19 protein-coding genes and 1 tRNA gene are annotated in these 22217 nt (G+C 70.4%); 8 read left to right on the top strand and 12 right to left on the bottom strand.

Going from position 1 to position 22217, the window contains the following annotated elements; all coding sequences use genetic code 11:
* The 4 genes from CcI156_RS01750 to nth are packed head-to-tail and all read right to left on the bottom strand — an operon-like array spanning position 1 to position 3352.
* Positions 1-1185: a MarP family serine protease gene (locus CcI156_RS01750; RefSeq protein ID WP_011438646.1), complete on the bottom strand. Its 1185-nt coding sequence runs from the start codon at positions 1183-1185 to the stop codon at positions 1-3.
* Positions 1186-1203: 18 nt separating this feature from the next.
* Entirely contained in the window at positions 1204-1755 is a 552-nt protein-coding gene (locus tag CcI156_RS01745; RefSeq protein WP_371681744.1) for a hypothetical protein, read from the bottom strand.
* Positions 1755-2621, bottom strand: coding sequence for a CoA pyrophosphatase (locus tag CcI156_RS01740; protein WP_076804096.1), 867 nt, complete (start codon positions 2619-2621; stop codon positions 1755-1757). Before CcI156_RS01740 ends, CcI156_RS01745 begins: the two co-directional genes overlap by 1 nt.
* A complete protein-coding gene (gene nth / locus CcI156_RS01735) occupies positions 2618-3352 on the bottom strand; it encodes an endonuclease III (RefSeq protein ID WP_076804095.1) in 735 nt (244 codons plus the stop codon). Before nth ends, CcI156_RS01740 begins: the two co-directional genes overlap by 4 nt.
* A 144-nt stretch (positions 3353-3496) precedes the next feature.
* Here nth and CcI156_RS01730 point away from each other — a divergent pair, with 144 nt between their 5' ends.
* On the top strand, positions 3497-3733 hold the full coding sequence (locus CcI156_RS01730; protein WP_023840719.1) for a hypothetical protein: 237 nt from the start codon (positions 3497-3499) through the stop codon (positions 3731-3733).
* Positions 3734-3883: 150 nt separating this feature from the next.
* A complete protein-coding gene (locus CcI156_RS01725) occupies positions 3884-4573 on the top strand; it encodes a Crp/Fnr family transcriptional regulator (protein WP_035729396.1) in 690 nt (229 codons plus the stop codon).
* Positions 4574-4677: 104 nt separating this feature from the next.
* Here the strand turns inward: CcI156_RS01725 and CcI156_RS01720 are convergent, their stop codons facing one another.
* From CcI156_RS01720 to CcI156_RS24390, 5 genes are all read right to left on the bottom strand, one after another.
* Complete coding sequence (locus tag CcI156_RS01720) at positions 4678-8169, bottom strand: tetratricopeptide repeat protein (RefSeq protein WP_371681743.1); 3492 nt, start codon at positions 8167-8169, stop codon at positions 4678-4680.
* A 438-nt stretch (positions 8170-8607) separates the two neighbouring features.
* Positions 8608-9477 (bottom strand): MBL fold metallo-hydrolase, encoded by an 870-nt coding sequence (locus CcI156_RS01715; RefSeq protein WP_076804093.1) that lies wholly within the window; start codon positions 9475-9477, stop codon positions 8608-8610.
* A gap of 2 nt (positions 9478-9479) precedes the next feature.
* Positions 9480-10427 (bottom strand): NUDIX hydrolase, encoded by a 948-nt coding sequence (locus CcI156_RS01710; RefSeq protein ID WP_076804092.1) that lies wholly within the window; start codon positions 10425-10427, stop codon positions 9480-9482.
* Between the two features lie 100 nt (positions 10428-10527).
* Entirely contained in the window at positions 10528-10992 is a 465-nt protein-coding gene (locus tag CcI156_RS01705) for a RidA family protein (RefSeq protein ID WP_011438636.1), read from the bottom strand.
* A 1-nt stretch (position 10993) separates the two neighbouring features.
* Entirely contained in the window at positions 10994-11158 is a 165-nt protein-coding gene (locus tag CcI156_RS24390) for a DUF4177 domain-containing protein (RefSeq protein ID WP_023840716.1), read from the bottom strand.
* Between the two features lie 232 nt (positions 11159-11390).
* Between CcI156_RS24390 and CcI156_RS01700 the strand changes: the two genes are divergently transcribed.
* Entirely contained in the window at positions 11391-12422 is a 1032-nt protein-coding gene (locus CcI156_RS01700; protein WP_371681746.1) for an ArsA-related P-loop ATPase, read from the top strand.
* The gene (locus CcI156_RS01695) at positions 12419-13711 is read left to right on the top strand and encodes an ArsA family ATPase (RefSeq protein WP_076804091.1); all 1293 of its coding nucleotides are present in this window, start codon (positions 12419-12421) and stop codon (positions 13709-13711) included. The genes CcI156_RS01700 and CcI156_RS01695 overlap by 4 nt, the downstream gene beginning before the upstream one ends.
* A gap of 153 nt (positions 13712-13864) precedes the next feature.
* On the opposite strand, the gene CcI156_RS01690 is transcribed toward CcI156_RS01695, so the two are convergent.
* Positions 13865-14221 carry a WhiB family transcriptional regulator gene (locus CcI156_RS01690; RefSeq protein ID WP_011438632.1) on the bottom strand — a complete coding sequence of 119 codons (357 nt, stop codon included), beginning with the start codon at positions 14219-14221 and terminating at the stop codon, positions 13865-13867.
* 553 nt (positions 14222-14774) lie between these two features.
* Here CcI156_RS01690 and CcI156_RS01685 point away from each other — a divergent pair.
* Positions 14775-17408 (top strand): penicillin-binding protein, encoded by a 2634-nt coding sequence (locus CcI156_RS01685; RefSeq protein ID WP_076804090.1) that lies wholly within the window; start codon positions 14775-14777, stop codon positions 17406-17408.
* A 27-nt stretch (positions 17409-17435) separates the two neighbouring features.
* On the opposite strand, the gene CcI156_RS01680 is transcribed toward CcI156_RS01685, so the two are convergent.
* Positions 17436-17894, bottom strand: coding sequence for a GatB/YqeY domain-containing protein (locus tag CcI156_RS01680; RefSeq protein ID WP_011438630.1), 459 nt, complete (start codon positions 17892-17894; stop codon positions 17436-17438).
* Between the two features lie 155 nt (positions 17895-18049).
* Here CcI156_RS01680 and CcI156_RS01675 point away from each other — a divergent pair, with 155 nt between their 5' ends.
* Positions 18050-18982: a metallophosphoesterase gene (locus tag CcI156_RS01675; RefSeq protein ID WP_076804158.1), complete on the top strand. Its 933-nt coding sequence runs from the start codon at positions 18050-18052 to the stop codon at positions 18980-18982.
* Between the two features lie 27 nt (positions 18983-19009).
* A tRNA-Pro gene (locus CcI156_RS01670) sits at positions 19010-19086 on the top strand.
* Positions 19087-19373: 287 nt separating this feature from the next.
* Here CcI156_RS01670 and CcI156_RS01665 read toward each other — a convergent pair.
* Entirely contained in the window at positions 19374-20690 is a 1317-nt protein-coding gene (locus CcI156_RS01665) for an ABC transporter substrate-binding protein (protein ID WP_083718242.1), read from the bottom strand.
* A gap of 425 nt (positions 20691-21115) precedes the next feature.
* On the opposite strand from CcI156_RS01665, the gene pyrH reads away from it, so the two are divergent.
* Positions 21116-21919, top strand: a complete 804-nt coding sequence (pyrH, locus tag CcI156_RS01660) for a UMP kinase (RefSeq protein ID WP_076804088.1) — start codon at positions 21116-21118, stop codon at positions 21917-21919.
* The last annotated feature ends 298 nt before the right edge of the window (positions 21920-22217 follow it).

The raw sequence follows: 22217 nt of genomic DNA, 5'->3' as shown, positions 1-22217 counted from the left end.
TCAGTCGCACCCCTGAGTGCTCACCTCCGCCGTGGCGATCACCCCGGCGGCGGCAGGCCTGGCCACTTCGGCGGCGCTCAGGGCGTAACCGGTGTCGCTGTCGTTGACGGCCGCGGCGAACACGACGCCCAGGACGTCTCCGCTTTCGGACAACAGGGGTCCACCGGAGTTTCCCGGCAACACCCGTCCACGGACCGCGTAGATGTCGCGCAGGACGAGGCCGTGCGAGTAGATGTCCGGGGCCTGGGCGGTCTGATGGTTGCGGACGCGCGCCGCCACAGTGGTGTATGGCCCGTCCTGGGGATAACCGGCGATCACTGCGGCGTCTTCGGCCGCGGCCGGTGGGTTTGTCCGGAACCGCAGCGGCGGCCGTTGMAGGTCCGGCACGCGGAGCACGGCGACGTCCCGGTCGGGGTCGAACAGGACGACCTCGGCAGGCAGGGTGCGCGAGGCCAGCACGACCACCGGACGGTGCACTCCGGCTACGACGTGCGCGTTGGTCATCACGCGCTGCGGGGCGATGACGAACCCGGATCCCTCGACCCGTTTGTCGCAGGAGCTGGCGACGCCACGGATCTTCACGATGCTCGCCGCCGCGTTGCGGACCCCGGCAGTCCGGGTGGAAGCGGGATCGGGCGGATCGGCAGCGACGATGCGCCCGCCGCCGAGCCCGGCGAAGACCTCGGGGAAGCCGTTGTCGTCAGCCAGTTGGCGCAGGTCGGCGAATGCACTGCGGACCTCGTTGGGCATCCCGGCGTCCACGGTGGCGAGGATCCGCGATTCCCGGACCGAGTGGGCGAGGGACTCGAAGGGCGATCGATCGACGGCCGTCGCCAGCAGCCAGGCGACAAGAAGCACCGATAAGCCGGAGAGCACCGCACCCGCGGCGGCATCGACGGCCCTGCCGGGGCGCCAGGTCACCCGGTCCCGGCTGGCGACCCCGATCGCGGTGCCCGCGACCTGCCCGACCAGGGCGAGACCGAGCACGGCCAGGAGACCGACCATGGCGCCGTGGCTCTCCTGGCCGATCAGTTCGGCGAAGGGCTTCGCAACCTTGGCACCGAGCACACCACCGCCGAGGAAGCCGACGAACGACAGCGCGCCCACCAGGAAGCCCTGCCGGTACCCGGAGATCGCGAAGAGTACGACGAGCAGGAGAAGAACGATGTCCAGGACGTTGAGCACGGCGGGCGTCGGTTCGACTCAGAGGATCTTCAGTGTGGCTGTCATGTTGGGATGCAGAGTGCAGACCACCGGGTAGCTACCCGGTTCCGTCACGGAGAAGGTGATGCTCTGTGACTCTCCCGCGGAGACGATGCGCGTGTGTGCCTCGGGAATCCGCGGAATGACGAAGTTGTGCGGCGGGGACTGCGGCGCGACCGAGAAGTCGACGCGGATCCGCCCCGGCCTGGCCACCAGTTCCATCGCGGAGAAGTGCAGGTTCGGCAGGCCCGTGACGGCGAAGATCTGYAGGCCGCCCGCTCCCTCGGTGGGAGTGAGGGAGGGCCCCGTCGACGTGCCGTCCTTGCCCGAGCCTCCGCAACCCGCGGCGCCCAGGAACAGACCGAGTGCCAGCCCGAGGGCTACCRTGAGCCGGCCCAGCCGGGTTGTYCGCCTGGTCCAGCCCGTCCGGTCCATCCAGGCCACCCGAGSGGGCGGGTGCTGGATACCATCCGGCCGTCGTGACYGCCCCTGCCGGGAGGAGTGGATGGACGGTCGCGGTCCCGCATGGTCACGGTCCGCGGTGCTGGTCATCAGCTGTGCCTCTCGTCGCAGGGCGATGCCGGTGCCGCCGGCGGGCTGGACTTGTCCAGTGGACCGGACTGTAGCGGTGGGTGGGACGGTGCCGGTGGGTGGGACGGTGCCGGTGGGTGGGACGGTGCCGGTGGGCTGGTCGTCTGTGCGGGCACGACCGGGGTCCCGCTGGTCGTGGCCCGCGCGACCGGGTAGTCGATGAGCTCGGTGTCGTTCCACGGCCGTTCCCACTCGCCGAGACGGAGAAGAACATCGAGGATGCCCGCGGTGAAGCCCCACACCAGCATGCCGCRGACCCGGAAGGCGGGTCCGGCGAGGCCGGTGCGGTGGCGCAGCATGACCCGGTTGGCCGGGTCGGCCAGCTCCGCGAGTGGCACCCGGGCGACCGACGACGTCTCGGCGGGATCGACGGGTACGACCGCGCACGGAGTATGCCACCAGCCGATCAYCGGGGTCACGAGATAACGACTGGCGTGCAGGTAGAGCGGGGATGCGACGGCGAGCACCTCGACCCCCGCGGGGTCGAGCCCTACCTCCTCCTCGGCTTCGCGTAGCGCCGTGTGCACCCGCGACTCGTCTGTCGCGTCGGTGGCGCCACCGGGGAACGCGGGCTGGCTGGCATGGCTGCGCAGCTCGGCCGCCCGTTCGAGCAGGAGGATGTCCGGCCCCTCCGGGCCATCATCGCCGAACAGGATGAGTACGGCGGCCGGTCGAGCATCCGCGCCTGCATGACCCGGATGGGTCCGGCTGGTCACGAGGGCCTGCCCGGCCTTCTCCGCCAGAGCGCGCAGCCAGGCCGGGGGCGGGGGGACGGTAGTCCCGTCGGTGTCGAAGGCGCCGTCGGCGTTGGCTGGCAGCTCGGTCATCGCAGGGTTTCGACGTCGCTGCGTGTTCCCCGGACCAGCCGGGCCGCCTCGGCAGGCTCGGTGGGGCCGAGCCCGAAGGACGGGCACAGCCGGGCCAGCCCGCAGGCGCCGCAGGCCGGGCGGCGCGAGTGACAGATCCGTCGCCCATGAAAGATCATGSGATCGGAGGCGATGGTCCAGTCCCGCTGTTCGATGAGCGCCGCCAGGTCCGACTCGACCTTGACGGGGTCGGTCTGAGTGGTCAGCCCAAAGCGGCGGGACAGCCGCCCGACGTGGGTGTCGACGGTGATTCCGGGCATGTCGAACGCATGCCCGAGCACGACGTTCGCCGTCTTGCGACCGACGCCCGGCAAGGTCACCAGGGCCGCCAGCGACCGTGGAACCTCACCGTCGAAGCGTTCGGTCAGGGCCGCGCCGATGCCGATCAGCGAGTTCGCCTTGGCACGGAAGAACCCGGTCGGCCGCAGCATGTCCTCGAGTTCGGCGCGGTCCGCGCCCGCATAGCCAGCTGCGGTCCGATAACGGGCGAACACTCCGGGAGTGACCTCGTTGACCTTCTTGTCGGTGCACTGGGCCGACAAGACGGTGGCAACCAGCAGTTCGAGAGCGTTGTCGAAGTGCAACGCGATGCGGGCGTCGGGATGGATATCGCCCAGCAGACGCACTATCCGGCGAGCCCGCCGGGTCTTCGCGAGCGGGGTCTCGGCCGCGGCGTCGACGGTTGCGGGCATGTCTGGCAGCGTATCTGCCGGTCGATCCGCCCGTCCGGCGCCGCGGCCGGGTGGTCCGAACGGGCCCCGGCCAGGTGGCCAATGCGCGACACACCCACCCCCGGTCRCATGCGATGGTCGCCGGTCGGYCACCATGGAGAGGTCATGTTTGTCATTGCCGCGGTCACCTTTCCCCTGCTGCTTCTCGGCCTTCTGCTGGCGATGGAACGGGTGGAACGTCCGTTGAATGCCGCCGACACCGGTAAGGGCCTCGAGGGCTTCCTCGACAACGCCCGGCCGGACGAGGTCAGCACCTTCGTCAATCAGGGCCTCCCCGCCGCGTTGGAGCGCTACCGGCGGCGCCTGCGCCGACCGCCGCCGGGCAAGCATCGAGCCGCCTGACCGCGCGGGGCTAGGCCGTGTCGATCGGCCCGTCGGGTCCGGGTCGGGCCGTGTCGATCGGCCCGTCGGAGCCCTGTCGATCGGCCTGTCGGGGCCATCTGGGGGTCCCTGGCCGTGCTCTCTGCCGATAGTCCTGGCATGCTCAGGACCGTGGAGGATCTGCTTGCCCGTGTACCACTGTTCGTAGGGCTGTCCGAGCAGGACCGAATGGCCCTCTCCGACCATCTTGATCGGCAGGATGTCACCCGTGGGGACGTGCTGTTCCGTGAAGGAGATGTYGGGGACCGGGTCTTCATCGTCCTGTCCGGAAAGGTGAAGATAGGACGTCAGTCGGCCGACGGCCGGGAGAACCTGCTGTCCGTGATGGGTCCCGGAGACTTGTTCGGGGAGCTGTCGTTGTTCGACCCCGGCCCACGCACGGCTACCGCTACGGCAGTCACGGATGCATCGTTGCTGTTGCTGGAACATACCGCGTTGCGTCCCTGGCTGCGATCACGCCCGGAGGCGGGCGCGATGCTCCTGCGGGAGCTGGCCCGCCGGTTGCGGCGTACCAACGACAACGTTGCCGACATGGTGTTCACGGATGTGCCGGGGCGAGTGGCGAAAGCCCTCCTCGACTTGGCGGAACGCTTCGGCGAGCCGGCACAGCCCGGCAACGAGGCCGCCGGTGTCCGTGTCGAGCACGGACTCACGCAGGAGGAACTGGCCCAGCTGGTGGGCGCGTCCCGGGAGACGGTGAACAAGGCGCTCGCCGACTTCGCCACCCGGGGCTGGCTGCGCCTGGACTCCCGCGCGGTCGTGCTGCTCGATCGCGAACGCCTCTCCCGCCGCGCACGCTGAGACCGGCGACCGGCGACCGGCGACCGGCTCGAGGTCCCGCCGGGGCCTCGAGCGCCGGTTGACGCGCGCAAGGCCCGGCCACGGGAGGTGACCGCTCCAGCGGTTCATCCGGCCGTCCCGGCCAGGCCCGCGGGAGTGATGGTCGCGCCGTCGGCGGCCCCGCTGACCGGCAGTCTCGCCAGCAGCCTGCGGGTCTGCGGCGCCTCGCTGACAGCCCCCGTGGCGGTCGCGGCCGCCAGCGCCCGCAGATAGGCGGCACGACCGCCTTCCAGATCGCCGTTGGCCACCAGCGCGGTGCCGAGCGCGCGGTAACCGAGCACCTGGGCGCGTACGTCCTCGGCATCCACGTTGACCGCGCGCCGGGCCACGGTGAGAGCCTGGGTGGGCTGCCCGGCATCCAACAGGATGCCGGCGAGATGGGCGTACGCCTGCCGGCGGGGGAACATCAGGGTTGCCGGTTCGCTTGCCGACAACGCCTCCCGCAACAGCTCGGTCGCCTCATCGAGCCGCCCGCGGGCCCGGGCGATCTGCGCGACCAGTACCTTTGCCCCGAGCTGGGCATGCGGGCGCAGCTCCAGCTGCGCGAGGTCCGCCTGCGCGATCTCGGCGGCCTGCCCAGCCTTGTCCACTTCGCCGGCGTCGAGCCAGGTCAGCCCGAGCAGCACCCGGGCCAGCGCGCCGACGACGACGTGCCCGCGGGCGGCCGCCTCGGCACACGCCTGTTCCAGGTACTCCGCCCCGCGGGCCGATTCGCCGGTGCCACGGGCCGCCAGCCCACGGGCGACCAGGGTCAGCATTGTTCCCCACGCGTCGCCGATGCTGGTGAACAGCTCAGCGGCCCGCTCCGCGTGGGTCTCGGCGGTGGCGATGTCGCCCAGCTCGGCGGCCGCTATCGCGTCGATGGTGAGGCAGACGGCCATCCCCCACTGCTCGCCCACGGAACTGGCTAGCTCGATCAGTTCGCGGGTGAGTTTGCGGGCCCGGGTGAGCTGCCCGGACAGCAGCAGCACCAGCGCCTCCGTGCCCCGGCACCAGCCGAGGCCGCCGGTGTCCTCGAGCCGGTCGAACACCGCGGACGCCTCGCGCAGCGTCCGCTCGGCGCGGGGATAGTCCCCCCGGGTGGTGGCGCTCCAGGCCAGGTGCTGCAACGCCCAACCGACCCCGCGGGGATCGTCGACCTGGCGGGCGATCGCGAGGGCCTCGCGGTAGCGCTCCTCCGCCGCGTCGATACGGCCAGCGTTGTATTCGAGCATGCCCAGCCGGCGCAACGCGGCGGCCTCCGCACGGTCGTCACCGGCCTGTTGGGCCGATTCCAGGGCGGTGAGCAGGCACTGCGCCGCCTCCTCGGCGCGYCCCTGCTTCTGGCGCAGCTCGCCGAGCACGGAGAAGGCGGCGGCCCGCCGGACGGGTGCGTCGGCGCGTAGCGCGGGGCGTAGCGTGCGTTCGGCCTCATCGAGCTGGCGCAGCGCGACCAGGGCCTCGGCGTGCAGCACCCGCACGACGTTGTCCTCGTTCGTGTCGATGATGCCGCGGCCCAGACGGCGCGCGTTGGCCAGCAGGTCGGCGGCAGCTCGATGATCGTCTCGGGCTAGCGCCTCGCGCGCCAGCCGGACATGTGCGTGGAACCCGGACATCCGGGATGACCAGGCTGGATCGGTGATGGGAAGGTTCATCGATGCGGCCAGGTCATAGGCCCGCAGGGCGTGGTTCGCAACGAAGGTGGAGACGGCCCGCGAGCTGCCGACCATCGCTGTCACCCCCCAGCGCGCCGCCGTGGCATGCCGACGGGCCCGCTCGACCTTGGGTAGCCCGGCGTAGGCGGCGTCGCGGGCCATGGGATGGACGAACCGCCACCTCGTCTCCGTCGCCCGGGGCGGCCGGACGAGCTGGCGCTCGGTCAGTACCCGCAGCGCGCGGGTGACCTCCTCGGCGGGCCGTTCGTCGACCACCGGCAGCGCCTCGGCGGGAAACCGCGGGCCGAGCACCGCCGCCGCGCGCAGTACCGCCTTGGCCACCGGGTCGAGATCGTCGATGCGGGCGGCCAACACCGACTGCACCCCGGCGGGAAGAGTCGCCTCCGTCAGGGAGCCCTCGAGGACYCAGCCCGGCCACTCCCCATTGGTCGTCTCGGCCGACTGGTGCAGCATTCCGCGGTCGATCAGCAGGTTGAGCAGCTCCACCAGGAAGAAGGGGTTGCCATGCACCCGGGAGAGCAGATCGGCCCGGCCGCGGGGCTCCAGCTGCACCCCGCCGAGATGATCCTGCAACAGGCGGCTGGAGGCCTCGAGGCTCAGCGGTCGCAGGGCGATGCGATGGATGTGGGGCAGTCCGGCGAGCCGTGGACCCGTCCGGTCCAGCAGCACAAGCAGAATCGGCCCGGACAACGCCGAGGCCAGCCGGCTCATCGCGTCGCTGAGCTGGCTGGTCGCCCATTCCAGATCGTCGATCATGACCAGGATGGGCCCGGAGGACGCGAGCGCGCCGAGGAGCAGGGCGACCGCGTCCACCGTCGCGTCGACGGACCGCTGTTCGGCCTCCGCGATGTGCGAGGCCCGGGCTGCCGGATCCCCCGGAGCCGCCGCGGTGGCGACGGCGGGCCGCCGGTCGAGCGGAACGCCGAGCAGCAGCAGCAGCCGGTCGGCGATGCCGGGTGGCAGCCGGGCACCGCTGTGCGGATGCGCCAGCCCCGCCACAGTTCGCCGGACGCGGTTGGCCACCCGGTCGAGAGAGTCACCGTCGGTCACCCCGCACGCGTTGCGAACGACGTCGACCAGGGGCGCCAGCCCGCGGCCGTCACCGTGCCGGACCGTCCGTCCCCAGAGCACCGTCGTGCCGGGGGTCCGCTCCGCCCGACAGGCGAGCTCGATGGCCAAGCGGGTCTTGCCGATCCCGGCCTCCCCGGTGATCAGTGCCACCTCGGGTGACTGGTTGGCGACGACCAGGTCGAACAGATCGGTCAGCGAGGCGAGCTCGGCGTCCCGGCCGAGGAACATGGCGTCGTCGGCGAGTCCGGGGCGGGCGACGTTCGACGGGCGCAGGCTCACCAGCTCATAGGCTGGGACGGGCTCCCGCTTGCCCTTGAGGACCAGGTCGGGCAGCTCTCGCCAGGTGGCCACGGACCGGGTGGCGAGCGCGGTCTCCCGACCGGCGTAGACGGTGCCGATCGTGGCCGCGGCCGACAATCGGGCGGCGGTGTTCACGGTATCGCCGATCACGGTGTAGGAGAGCGCGGCCTGCACCCCCGCGAGGACCTCGCCGGTGTTGACGCCCACCCGCAGGCCGAGCCGGCCGTCATCGTCACCCCCCGTGGAGGTGAGCACCAGYCGACGAACGGTCTCCTGCATCGCGGCGGCGGCCCGAACGGCACGTTCAGGGTCGTCCTCATGGGCGGTGGGAGCCCCGAAGACGGCCATGATGCCGTCACCGGTAAGGTTGTCGACGCGGCCGCCGACCTCGTCGATCTCGTGGGCGAGGGCGGCGAGGACCCGATCGGTCATCTCCCCGACGCGTTCCGGATCGCGATCCTCCGCCCAGGCGGTGAAGTCGGACAGATCACCGAACAGAACGGTGACGACCCGGCGCTCGGAAGCATCCACCGCGGGACTCTCGACCGAGGTGAACTCCAAGCCGCAGTGGTAGCAGAATCGTCCGCCCGGAACGGCCGCCGAGCTGCACCGGGGGCACCGTAGCGGGCCCGTGTGCGGAGCTGTGATCACCATGGCTGGGGCCTCCCGTCCGGGTGGCCGGTGGGTAGGGGGCCGGACCGGTCGCCCGGTTTTCGGCTGGTCGAAATCGTCATCCTGCGCACGGGCGGTTCCCTCCGTGCCAGAGTTTAGTGGCCTGGGTCTCCTTCCTCGAATCCCGTCTTGTCGGATGACCGACCGCAGCCGCGTCGATGCTGCTGCGATACCGCTGCGTGATATCGGCCCGGTATCTCTTAGTGGCCTCCCGGAACCTCTCGGTGGCGTGAGGCGGCCGTCCGGCTACCGCTGCCACGGACGTGCCGCTCGCCATCGGCTGGTCGACTGGGCTGATCAGGCGCCGTCGGGATGCTCCCGCAGATAGGTCAGCTGGGCGCGGACCGACAGTTCCGCCGCGAACCACAGGGCGCGGTCGACGTCCGCGTAGACCCGGCGGACCACGTCGGCCGCGTCCGCCTCCGCGGCGTCGACCCCGGCGTCCACCAGAGCACGCCGCACCTGGTCGAGCCGGTTGTGGCGGTGAGCCAGATAGCGCTCGGCCGCGCGGCCAGCCGCGGGCAGTTCGGGGCCGTGGCCGGGCAGCACGGTGGTCTCGCCGAGTTCCCGCAGCAGCCGCAGGCTGTCCAGGTAGTCACCGAGACGGCCGTCCGGGTGAGCGACCACGGTACTGCCACGCCCGAGAATCGTGTCTCCGGTCAGCACCGCCGGACCGGGCGGGAGGTCGCCGGAGGTCGGGCCCGACTCCGCCCGGTCCCGGCAATCCGCGGAGTGCTTGTCTTCCCCGAGCGGCTTGTCTTCCCCGAGTAGAAGGAACGACAACKAGTCGGCGGTGTGCCCCGGGGTGGGGAGGACCCGGAGCTCGACGCCGGCCGTGGCGATCACATCGCCGGCCGTGAGCCCCTCCGATCCCAGCCGGAAGACGGGGTCGAGCGCCCGGACCGGGGCGCCGGTGAGATCGTGCAACGTGGCCGCGCCGGCACTGTGGTCGACATGGCCGTGGGTCAGCAGAATCAGATCGACGCGGCCGGCCGCCGCGACCGTCGCCAGATGTCCGGCGTGGTCCGGGCCGGGGTCCACGACCACACACCCCTCCTCGCCGGCGGCGCGCAGGATCCAGGTGTTGGTGCCGTCGAGCGTCATCGGGCCCGGATTCGGAGCGAGAAGCACGGCGGCCAGGGGAGTGATCTGTCGGGGCACGGCCATGGCTATTGCCACGCCGGGTCGGCGGGGCCCGCATCCCGCAGGTCGTCATGGTTTCCCGGGTCGTCGTACGCCTCGTCATGCGGCAGCAGGAGGCGTGCTTCGCCGCCGCTGACCAGAATCCTCGGCATGATCGGCGACAGGTCGCGGGCGTGGGCGGCGGCCAGCACCGCCGCGACGTCGGCGTATTCGGATAGTTCGGCGAGGGTGAACGCGGTGGGTGGCAGCATGTCCATGGTCCCGGCCCTATGGCGTTCGAGGGCGTCCGCAGGGCRTATCCACTGCATCCGGTCCGCCTCGCTGGAGGGTTGGCCGGGATGCTGGCCGGTGGGAAGTGCCGCGACGAAGAACCTGGTGTCGTACCGTTGCGGCTCGATCTCGGGCGTCACCCATCTGGCCCAGGGCGCGAGGAGATCGGCCCGCAGCACGAGGGAGTATTTGCGGAGCAGGGCGCTCAGGCCGAGCTCGTGCCGTTCCAGTGCGAGGCGCTCGGCGGCCCGGACCTGATCGCTGAGCGCCTCCGGGCCGCCGCCGAGCCTGCCGTCCTCGCCCGCCACCGCGCCGGCCAGCAGGATCCCGCACTCCTCGAAGGTCTCCCGTACGGCCGCACAGACGAGCGCGCGGGCGAGTGCGGGATCGGCGTCGAGCGCGTGCATGACCTCGGCGACCGATGGGCCCGCCCAGGGCACGTCTGGCCCCATATCGGCCGGATCTACTCGTCCACCTGGGAATGCGTACATCCCACCGGCGAATGCCATGGTCGCCGCCCGGCGCAGCAGGTAGGCMTCGATCCCCTGGTTACCCGGCGCGTYGCGCAGCAGCACGACCGTCGAGGCGTCGCGCACCGCTGCGGGCGGCGCGGACGGATGGCGCGCCGTCACCCCGTCGCGGCGGCCTCCGTCGGCCGGGGACCAGCGCAGCCGAGCGATCAGGGCAGCCTTGTGGTCGACCATTGCCCAGATGCTAGAGCCGTTGGTGGCGAGGCGGGGTTTGTTTGTCCTGTTGGCCGCGGCGCGCCGCCGCAACCCCGAGGCCGGCACCGGCGGGACTGGCCTACCCCCCGAGCACCAGTTCGATCTCGACCGGTGCGCCCAGCGGCAGCGCCGAGACGCCGACGGCCGAGCGGGCATGCTGACCGGCCTCGCCGAAGACCGCTGCGAGCAGCTCACTCGCCCCGTTGACGACCGTTGGCTGGCCAGTGAAGCCGGGGGCGCTCGCGACGAATCCAACCACCTTGATGATCCGGGTGATCCCGTCGAGTCCGCCGGCCACCGACGACGCCGCCGCCAGCGCGTTGAGCGCGGCCGTCCGGGCGAGCTCCGCGGCCTGCTCGACGGTTACCTCGGCGCCCGCGCCCACCAGGCCGGTTCGGGCCAGCCGGCCGTCCACCAGCGGAAGCTGACCGGCCGTCCAGATCAGGCTGCCCGCCCGGACCGCGGGGAGGTAGGCGCCGGCCGGGGTCGGGACCGGCGGCAGCGTCAGGCCCAGCGCCGCCAGGCGTTCGCTCGGTGCGGCCATGTCAGGACTGACTCCTGGGACGCTTGAAGTAGGCGACGAGGCTCTCGGGGTTGGGACCGGGAACGATCTGGACCAGCTCCCAGCCGTCCTCACCCCAGTTGTCGAGAATCTGCTTGGTGGCGTGGATCAGTACCGGCGCCGTCACGTACTCCCACTTCGTCTGCATGACACCGGACCTTAGAGCATCGCGCCGACGGTTCCGGACACCCGTGTCACCGGGCCCGAGCCTTCGCCGCCGCATCGTTCCGGTCACCTCTCCCCACATCCCCTACCTTGGCTCGCCCCGCGGTGCGCCGCGGGTTTTCTCCCGGCTCACCACCGTGGTGGGGACCGTGCACGCGGGTACGGTCAAGCTTGTGAACGGCGAGAACACCGTGACCGACAGCGAGAACGCTGTGATCGACAGCGAGAACACCGTGATCAAGGAAGCGAGCGGCGAGGTGGCCGGTCCGTGGGACCGGCGGTTGCACATCGTCACCGGCAAGGGCGGGACCGGCAAGACGACCGTGGCCGGCGCGCTGGCCGTGGCGCTTGCGAGCGGTGGTCGTCGAGTCCTGCTCACCGAGGTCGAGGGTCGGCAGCAGATCGCGCAGCTGTTCGACACMCCTCCGTTGCCCTACCGGGAGCGCAAGGTGGCCAGCGCCCCCGGCGGCGGGGAGGTGTTCGCGTTGGCGATCGACGCGGATGAGGCCCTGCTGGAGTATCTGGAGATGTTCTACAACCTGCGGCGGGCCGGGAGGGCCCTGGACAGGATCGGCGCGGTGGACTTCGCCACGACCATCGCTCCCGGGGTTCGCGACGTGCTGCTCACCGGCAAGGTCAAGGAGGCGGTCAACCGGCCCGACGCCACCCGCCCGGGAGGGCTGGCCTACGACGCGGTGGTGCTCGACGCRCCGCCCACCGGCCGGATCACCCGGTTTCTCAATGTCACCGCGGAGGTGGCGGGGCTGGCCAAGGTCGGGCCGATCCGGGCCCAGGCCGACAGCGTGATGGCCGTGCTGGCGCCCGATCGGGCCGCCGTGCATCTGGTCACCCTCCTCGAGGAGATGCCGGTGCAGGAGACGGTGGACGGCGTGRCCGAGCTGACCCGCGCCGGCCTGCCGCTCGGCGGTGTGGTGGTCAACATGACCCGCCCACCCCTGCTGCGCGCGAAGGAGTCCCGTCTGGCCCGGCGCGGGGAGCTGGACCGGGAGGAGATTGCCGCCGGGATCAAGGAGGCTGGGATGGAGCCCACCCCTGAGCTGGTCGAGGCGCTGGCCTGGGAGGCGGCCCAGCACGCCGATCGCGTCGCGCTGGAGGCGGCTGAGCGTGCGGAGATTGCCGGGCTGGGTCGTCCCGTGTATGAGGTGCCGCTGGTCGCGGATGGCGTCGACCTCGGCACCGTCTACCGGTTCGCGGAGATGCTGCGGGCGCAGCAGATGGTGGCATGAGCCCCGCGCGCCCGTCACCCGGTGCACCACGGCGGGAACCCGGGGCACCGTCCGCCGGGCGGCGAAGGCCGGCAGCGGGGAGCGTCCGGCAGTCGGCGGCGCGTCGCGGCGGGCCGGGAGCGCGCCGGACGCGTCCGCATCCGGCCGGCGTGCCACTGCTCGACGTCGACGCGATGCTCGACACGGAACGGATCGTGGTCTGCTGTGGCTCGGGTGGGGTCGGCAAGACGACCATGGCCGCGGCGCTCGCGCTGCGGGCGGCCGAGCGCGGGCGCAACGTCGTCGTCCTGACGATCGACCCGGCGCGGCGACTCGCCCAGGCCCTGGGCCTGACCGCGCTCGACAACACCCCACGCGAGGTGGCCGGGGTCGACGGTGCCGCCGGTGGTCGTCTCGACGCGATGATGCTGGACATGAAGCGGACGTTCGACGAGATCGTCCTGGCGCACAGCACCTCCGAGCGGGCCGAGGCCCTCCTTGCCAACCCCTTCTACCAGTCGCTGTCGTCCTCCTTCGCCGGCACCCAGGAGTACATGGCGATGGAGAAGCTCGGCCAGCTCGACGCCACCGGCACGTGGGATCTGATCGTGGTCGATACGCCCCCGACCCGGTCGGCGCTGGACTTCCTCGATGCTCCGACGAGGCTCGGGGCCTTCCTCGATGGAAGGCTGCTACGACTGTTGCTCGCGCCGGCGAAGGCCGGCGGGCGGGCGTACGTGAAGGTGCTCGGCGCCGGCCTCGGCGTGTTCACCCGAGTCCTCACCAAGGTGCTCGGCGCCCAGCTGCTGACCGACGTCARCCAGTTCGTGGCGGCGCTGGAGACGATGTTCGGTGGCTTCCGGGCGCGGGCGGAGGAGACCTACCGCCTGCTCGGCGATCCCGGCACCTCGTTCATCGTGGTCGCCGCACCCGAGGCCGCGGCGCTACGGGAGGCGTCCTACTTCGTCGATCGGCTCGATGCGGAGGGGATGCCCCTCGCCGGACTGGTCGTGAACCGGATGCACCACAGCGATGCCGAGGCGCTCAACATCGAGCGCAGCCTTGCCGCCGCCGAGAACCTCGAGGAGCACGGGGAGCATCCGCTTGCCGCCGCGGTGCTGCGCATCCACGCCGATCGGGTCCGGTTGGYGAGCCGGGAGGCGCGGCTGCGGGAGCGGTTCACCAGCGCCCACCCCGACACCCCGATAGTGGAGGTGGAGGCGTTGTCGGAAGACGTGCACGATCTCGTCGGACTGCGGGAGATCGGCGATGCGCTCGCGCGTGACGAACGGCTGGATCGGACCGCTTGATCAGCTTGATCGGCGAGCCCGGTTCATCCGGGTGAGAGAACGCGGTCGACAGCGGATGTGCGTGATCCCGGACCGGGACGACGTTGTCCTCGGGCGGGGGATAGCCGGCGAAGGATCCGATCGGCCTTGGGGACTGGTCGGACCACCGCTGAATCAGCCGGCGGAGGCCGATCTGTGGTCGGCCTGGGCGTCCGTGAGCAGCTTCCGCCAGGACGTGACGTCTGGGCGGCGACGTAGCAGCGCGCGACGTTCCCGTTCGGTCATRCCCCCCCAGACGCCGAACTCGACGTGGTTGTCGAGAGCGTCCGCGAGGCACTCGGTGCGGACAGCGCAGCCGAAGCACCGGGTCTTCACCCGGTTCTGGGCGGCGCCCTGGACGAACAGCTCATCCGGGTCGAGGTCGCGACAGGCGGCGTGAGCCGTCCAGTCGCCGTCGACGGCGGAACCCACGAGATGGGTCGTGTTGGCACGGCGTGGCGTGCTGACGGTGGAGGTCAGGCTTCTGGTCATGCCACCTGCCTTTCTTCTCGAGTCCGGGTCAGGGGGCCCGTGCGGGTGGTGACGTGGCGTTGACCCGAAACCGTACGGAGTGGCGTGGCCACGGCACAGACCCCACACGGGTGGTTGTCCAAATGACTAGTCCGGGCCATTGATCCGGATCGCCATGGTAGTGCGGTCTGTGACCTCCGTATGTCTGTTGCGTGACAATGAGGTATCGACTCAGAGATAATGTAGGTTTTTCATCGCTTCGTTTCCGTTTTGACGAGATTGCCCTAATGTGGGGCCGGAATTGAGATGACGCCCGAAAGTGGAGGTATGGAGCGTGGGCGGCGGGGCAGCGGGTGTGGAGGTTGTCACGGTCGTCCGGGGCGCGCCCGGGACCGGCAGGGTCGCCGGCCGGGGCTGGAACTGCGGCGTCCCAGCTCACGGCATTATCGGCTGCGATGGGCCGCCGCCTTGTGGCGTTCGTGGAAATCGGGGCGGCGGGGGTGGCGCTTGTTGATCAAATGTTGGCCCGTATGCTCCGACGGGTGTCCCAGCCTGGCTGGACGGAGGTCCCTGGATGACCACGCCCCCTGGGCACCCCACGCCCGGTCGTGGGCGGTTCGAGGATTCCGCCCGCGACCGTGTACCGGGGCGCCCGTACGGGCCTGACGAACTCCGCTTCGGCGACGTCGACCGGCCTGAGCCTCGTCCCATCGCATCATCGGCCCGCCGGCTGGGGTTCGTGGCCACGCGGCTGCTCGGCGCCGGCGTGATCAGCGTGGTGGCGGGGGTGCTCGTCGGCATGCTGGCCCTGCCGGTGGTGGGAGCGGCCGGACTKACCGTCAAGGGCGGCGCGGACGACTTCCTCGACCTGCCGGCCAACCTGACGGTCCCCCCGCTGGCCCAGGCGTCGCGCGTCCTCGACGCGCGGGGGAACGTCCTCGCCGTGCTGCGCGGGGAGCAGGACCGTGAGGTCGTGTCCTTGGGCCGGGTTCCGCCGGTGATGCGTCAGGCGATCATCGACATCGAGGATTCCCGGTTCTACGAGCACGACGGGCTGGATTACAAGGGTCTCGTCCGGGCGTATCTCACCAACCGGGAGAACGGCGAGGTCACCCAGGGCGGCTCGACCCTGACCCAGCAGTACGTCAAGAACGTTCTTCTGATGTCCGCGACGACGGCTGAGGCGAAGAAGGCCGCGACCGAGCAGACCGTCCAGCGCAAGCTTCGGGAGGCGCGTTATGCGCTGTACCTCGAAGCCCATCTGAGCAAGGACGAGATTCTCGAGCGTTATCTCAACATCGCCTACTTCGGCGATGGTGCGTACGGGGTCCAGGTAGCCGCGCGGCACTACTTCAACGTCGACGTCGACAAGCTCACCCTGCCGCAGGCCGCGCTGCTGGCCGGCCTGGTGAAAAACCCGAACGCCTTCAACCCGGCGATACATCCGCAGGCGGCACGGGAACGGCGCAACGTAGTCCTCGACCGCATGTTCGAACTTCATCACATCGACGCGGCGGCCTTTCATCAGGCGCACGATGGCGAGGTGGTGCTCAACCGGCAGCCCCACTCGGCCGATCCCTGCGCCGACTCGACCGCGCCGTTCTTCTGCGCCCTCGTGCGCCAGCGGCTGCTGAACGACAGATCCTTCGCCCCGACGGAGGAGGACGCGCGCAGACTACTGTTCGAGGGCGGYCTCACGATCAGAACGACGCTGGACCCGGTGGCGCAACAGGCGGCGCAGTCGGCCGCGACCGAGGTCATCCCGATCGGGAACCGGGTGGCGGCGAGCGTCGCGATGGTGCAGCCGAACACCGGCCAGGTGCTCGCCCTGGCGATCAACCGGGTCTACGGACCGACGGCGGACGGACAGCCCGCCGCCCTGTCCACGGACTTCGTCCACACCAAGGAGATTTATCCCGTCGACGAGGACTCGTTCTCCCCGGGATCGACCTACAAGGTGTTCACTCTGATCTCCGCGCTCGAATCGGGACTACCGCTTTCCACGACGCTGCACGCCCCCCTCTGCTACCACTCGAACGTCTTCCCGAACCCGGATCCCCAGGGCAAGAACTGCTACGGAAACGCCGATCCCAGCGAGGACGGTTTCTACTCGTTGACGACCGCAACCTGGTCATCGGTCAACACCTACTACATCCAGCTCGCCGAGAAGCTGGGCRTGCTGAAGACGGCCGAGGTGGCCCGCCGTATGGGCGTCACCTCGTGCCGGATCCGGCAGCACAACAACAACGATCCCGAATGCAGGGGGGTGGACGGGATCACCCGGGTCGACGGCTCCTCCATCCTCGGATCCAACGAGATCAGCACCCTCGATCTGGCGACCGCCTACGCGACGTTGGCCGCGCGGGGCAGGAAGTGCGACGCGCGGGCCGTGCTCGCGATCACCCAGCGGGTGGGCGGGACGGACCGGCCGCTTCCCTTCGACACCGGCGCTCCCTGCCAGCAGGCGCTCGACCCRAAGATTGCGGACAAGGTCAGCGCCGTGCTGCAGGGGGTTATCAACCACGGGACGGCCAGCGGGRACGGGCAGATCGGCCGGCCGGCCGCCGGCAAGACCGGCACCGCGGAGGGGTTCAGCACCGCCTCCTTCGCGGGTTACATCCCCCAGCTCGCCGCGGCGGTGACCCTCGCGGACCCGCGCGGACCGACGTCGCATCCCCTGATTAATGTGAAGGGTCGCAACGTCTTCGGTGGCGGATATCCCGCCCAGGTGTGGTCCCGCACGATGATCCGGACGATCGCCGGTCTCGGACTACCGGTCGAACCGCTGCCGACCCCGGACGACACCCAACCCGAGGTGCCGACGAAGGCACTGCCGGACGTGGTCGGGCAGCCGCAGCAGGTCGCCGAGCAGACGCTCGTCCAGCTGGGCTTCCATGTCAGGTCGCAGCCGGTCCCGCATCCGGCGCCCCCCGGCACCGTCGTGGCGATGTCGCCCGCCCCGGGCAGCGAGGTCTCGCTCAACACCGAGGTCACCCTGCAGATCTCCGGGGGGCTGACCGGCACGGCCGTCCTGCCGGGTGGATCGACGCTACCCGGCTTCGGAGCGCTCGCCCAGCCGAATGACGGCCAACCGGCCGGGGGCGGCCAGCCGGGCACGGATCTGCGTCGGCAGCTGAACGCTTCAGGCGGCTCGGGGCCGTTGGACGGGACGGATGGCCGGGGCCAGGGCGGGCGCCGGCGGCGCTGACCGGCCCACGCGGGCCACGCGGCTCGTTCAGCCGCCCGCCAACCGGGCCTTCACGAGTGCGGCGACCCGGCCGCCGTCGGCYCGGCCGCCGACCGCGGCCTGCACGGACTTCATGGCGGGACCGATCGCTCGTGGACCGCTGACATCCAGACCCGCGAGTACCTGGTCGATGATCGTGGCCAGTTCGTCGTCGCCGAGCTGCTTCGGCAGGTACTCCTCGAGCACCTCGCCCTCGGCCCGCTCTCGGTCCGCCTGGTCGCCGCGACCGGCCGCGGCGTAGGCGTCGGCCGCTTCCCGGCGCTTCTTCACCTCGCGGGTCAGGACCTTCGAGACCTCCGGGTCGTCGAGGACCCGCGCGGAGCTGCCGGCCACCTCCGCATCCTTCACCGCGGCCAGGGCCAGCCGCAGAGTGGACGTCCGCAGCTCGTCACGGGACTTCATCGCGACGGTCAAATCGGCGCGCAGACGTTCCTTGAGGGTGCTCATAACCACCGGAGCCTATGGTCTGCGGGCAGGGTGGTCACGCCGGTTCCGTCGGCGGGGCGCCCGGTGGTGCGCGGCGCCCGGTGGTGCGCGGCGCGGCGCGCGGAACCGGGCCGGGTGGCGGCAGGTCCCCGCCCGCGGTGGGTGAGACTGGGACGATGAACGCACGTCACACAGCGGCGAGGACTCTCGTGGGTGTCGCGGCGGTGGGGGCGCTCGTGTCGGCCTACGGCGGGTTGTACGAGCGCACGGCGTACACCCTGCGGAGGGTGCGGATCCCGGTGCTGTTGGCCGGCGCGCGCCCCCTGCGCGTGCTGCACATCTCCGACCTGCACGTCACCCCCCGTCAGTACGGCAAGCTCGCCTGGTTGGGGGACCTGGCCCGGCTCGTCCCCGACCTGGTCGCCCTGACCGGTGACGTGCTGTCTGCGGCCGATGCCCGGGATCCCCTGCTCGCCGCGCTGGAGCCGCTCTACTCGTTTCCCGGGGTCTTCGTACCGGGGAACAACGACTACTTCGTCCCGACCCTGAAGAGCCCGCACCGCTACCTCCGGCGGGGCGACGAGGCCCATCCCAGGGGCGCTCYGCTGGACTGGGCGGCTTTCGCCGGTGGTCTCGCCGCCGCCAGCGGGTGGACCGAGCTGACCAACGTGCGGGCGGTCATCGAGGTCGGCGGTCGCCGGATCGACCTGCGTGGCGTGGACGACGCCCGGCTGCGCCGCGACCAGCTCGCGGTCGTGACCGGCCCCCCGGAGCCCGGCGTTGAGCTCGCGTTGGGACTGTCRCACACCCCGGAACCGCGGGTCCTCGACGCGTTCACAGCGGACGGGGTGGGGCTCACCCTTTCGGGGCACACGCACGGGGGTCAGATCCGGCTGCCCCGGGTCGGGGCGCTCGTGACCAACTGCGGGCTGGACCGGGCCCGGGTTCGCGGGCTGTCCCGTCACGAGGTCGACGGGCGGTCGTCCTGGCTGCACGTGTCGTCCGGGCTGGGCACGTCCCCGTTCGCGCCGCTGCGCCTCGGCTGCCGGCCGGAGGCGACCCTGCTCACCCTGGTGCCGGCCGGCGACCCCACCCCGTCGGACCACTGAGCCGTCGGGTATGCTTCATCTCGGTCGCGGGGTGTGGCGCAGCTTGGTAGCGCGCTTCGTTCGGGACGAAGAGGTCGTGGGTTCGAATCCCGCCACCCCGACCAGATGACGCGTTGCAGCCCCGTCTCCCCAGCAGGGAGGCGGGGTTTYTGCCGCCCAGGGGGTCGGCCGTTCCTGAACGTCCTACCCGGTTGCCCGTCCACCCCACGGCCGCTCTCCCTTACCMGCGTATCTTCCTCGGCCGCGGGCACCGAGCCGGCAGCCGGGCGCTGGCAGGGCACCGATCGGCCTGCCGTCTTCGGTCGATCGCCGCCCTGCCGCGTTGCGCGGCTAGGATTCGGCGGTCTGATCGAGGCGAAGGCCGAAAGGCTCCCCACGGAAGGCGCATTGTTCAGTTGATCAAATTACCGCAACGGGCCGTGGACTGCAGCGGTACGAAATGACTGCCGTCGCCGCTGATGCGCATGAAATAATAGCAGTTGCCGAGTTGGCCGCGGTTTTTCGCGAGATCAACCGGCTTGGGGAGCAGGCCAGTGCCGTCGTAGTCGTGCACGGAGTGCAGACCCTGTAGGAACGACTGGTGGGTCGGGCAGGCGCCGGCGGCTTGCAGGCCGTGCAGGAACAGATCGGCGGACAACCAACCGAAGACCGCGCTTTCCTGCTCCGGCGGCTGGGTCTGYGGAGAGTAGCGGGTCATCGCGGCGAGCAGCCGCTGATGCGCGKGGGTGTTCAGCTCGAACGGGACGAAGCTGATGTAGATGTTGGTGCCGGCCAGGGCCGGGCCGAGATCGGTCAGCAGGGCCCGATCGTAGCCGAGCGAGAGGAGCACCGTCTTGAGGTTCACGCCGGCGGCACGGGCCGCGGGGAGGATCTGAGTGAGGACGTCCGGGGTGATGACGCCGGTAAGGGTGTCGATGTTAGCCGCCTTCATTTGCCTGGCCAACGCCTCGAAGCTGGTCGTCTCCGCGGTCACCTCGAAGTTTATGTCCACGCTGACACCGRCCGCTTGCAGGCTGTCAACGAGCTGCCGATGATAGTCGTGCACGGCAGCGTTCAACGCTACGTCGACCATGGCGCTCCGGGTTCCCCCCTCACCGCGAATGAAATCCCCCCAGACGGTGGACGACCCGGCCGGGACTGTATAGTGATGCCACGAGACCATGTTCTCGTGCGCGGCCCAGACGGGTTCGRCTCCCAGTCCGACGATCGGCACGTTCAGATCCGCGAGGTAYTGGGCTGAGCCGGAGACCGCACCCAGTCCTTCTATGATGCCGAAGACCTCTTCCTTCTGGACGAGCTCGCGGGCCGCGGCGAGGTTCAACTGGGGGTCGGAGACATCATCCCGCCAGCTGTAGACAATCTTCCGCCCGTTGACGCCGCCTGCGGCGTTGGCTTCGCCGAAACGTGCATCGATTCCGGCCCGGAACGCGCGCATACTGTGCGCGAACGGCCCGGTGTCAGGGAAAAGAACGCCGGCCTTGATCTCGGTCTCAGTTATGCCCGGTGTGGCGCAGGCAGCTGTTCCGGTGCGTCCGGTGGAATCCTCCGAAGCGGTGCACGCAACCAGTCCGATCAGGCTAATCAGGATAGAGATCAGTGCAGTCGACCGTAATAACGACGGCCTTCCGGGTAAGAACATCGCAACAGTGCTCCTCTGCGGTATCGGATCCGTCGCGCCACTCACCGTCGACGGCCTCGGCTCGAGCATATCCAGTATTCTCCTGCCGGGCTCCGGCAAAGTTGTCTGTCGGTAATCCAGATTCGTGATCGCGTGGAGCGGTCGTTCGGGTCGGCGGGAGTGGCGGCGTAGTCCTTGGGCGATGTTGATGGTGCCGGCCGGGCGCGGGATGCTGATCCATCGCCGCCGCCTCGTCCCCGCCGCCTGGTCCCCGCCGCCGGCGTCCACGCACCGCCGGGCCCGACCTCCGGCTGCCCGGAGTCGGATAACGGTGGATCGCGACGGCGGTCGTCGGTGCCCGGCCGGCGAAAGGTGCTGCGGGTACGGTCCGCCGTCGGCGGAATCTCTCGGGCGCGCCCGTCGTGCGACGTGCCCGGGAGCCGGGTGCTCTACCGTGTACCCGAGGGGTCATGGGCTCATGATCGATCATTGCCCGCCTACGTTAAGATCGCACCATGGAAAAGGGGAAGCGGGAGACAGTGACGAGATACCGCCGAGTGGTCGTCAAACTGAGCGGTCGCGCGATCGCCGGTTCCGCCGAATTCGGCTTCGATTCCAACGCGCTGGAGCACCTCGCCCGAGAAATCATCGCGGTCCGCCAGTCCGGCGTGGAGGTGGCGATCGTCGTCGGCGGCGGGAACCTCTTCCGTGGTAACCAGTCGGACCGGTGGGGTATTGACCGGGTCGAAGCCGACAATATCGGCATGCTGAGTACGGTCATCAACAGTCTGCTGCTCCGGGGRAAGCTCACCGCGCTGGGTGAGGACAATCTGCGGGTGATGACGGCGGTGCCCGTTCCAGCGGTGGCCGAGCCCTACATCCGGCTGCGGGYGGTGCACCTGCTGGAGAAGGGGGCGACGGYCATCCTCGCCTGCGGCAATGGCCAGCCCTTCCTCACCACCGACTACCCGGCGGTGCAGCGGGCGCTGGAGCTCAATGCCGAYGCGGTGCTGGCCGCCAAGGACGGCGTGGACGGCGTCTACGACAGCGATCCGAAGATCAATCCAGGGGCCAGGCTCTTCTCGCACCTCAGTTATGACGAGGTGATCAGCCGCGGGCTCCGGGTGATGGATCAGTCGGCCTTCATCCTGGCCCGTGACTTCGGTATGCCGCTGCATATCTTCGATATCGAACAGCGGGGCGCGATGACGGCGATCTGCCGTGGTGAGCACCGGGGGACGGTTATCTCCTCCTCGCCGGAGAAGTCCGAAGAGTTCGGGAACGAGGTGCTGGCCAGCCCCGCCGAATCGACGGCCTGATCCCGAGGCGCCGGCCATACAATCGATCTCGACGTCGGTCCCGATCTGCCTCTGAGGGGCACGTCGAGGGAGATCGAACCCGCTTCTCGAAGGACGGGCGCGGTTTGTCCGCGCGGCGGCGGACTCACCGCGGTACGCATTACGCCACGTTTCGTGGACGAAGACGACGACCCCTAACCCGGTCCCATCATTCAAGCTTCGTGAAGATACGTTCGTGAAGATACGACCGACCTGGGTTTCCACGGTCGCCGCCGACCGGTCCCCGTCTGCGCGGCTGATCGTCTCTGCCCCGGACGGC

The sequence above is a fragment of the Frankia sp. CcI156 genome (assembly GCF_001983015.1).
GTDB lineage: Bacteria > Actinomycetota > Actinomycetes > Frankiales > Frankiaceae > Frankia > Frankia casuarinae.
The sequence above is the reverse complement of the archived record's forward strand: the minus strand, read 5'-3'. Positions and strand labels throughout refer to the sequence as shown.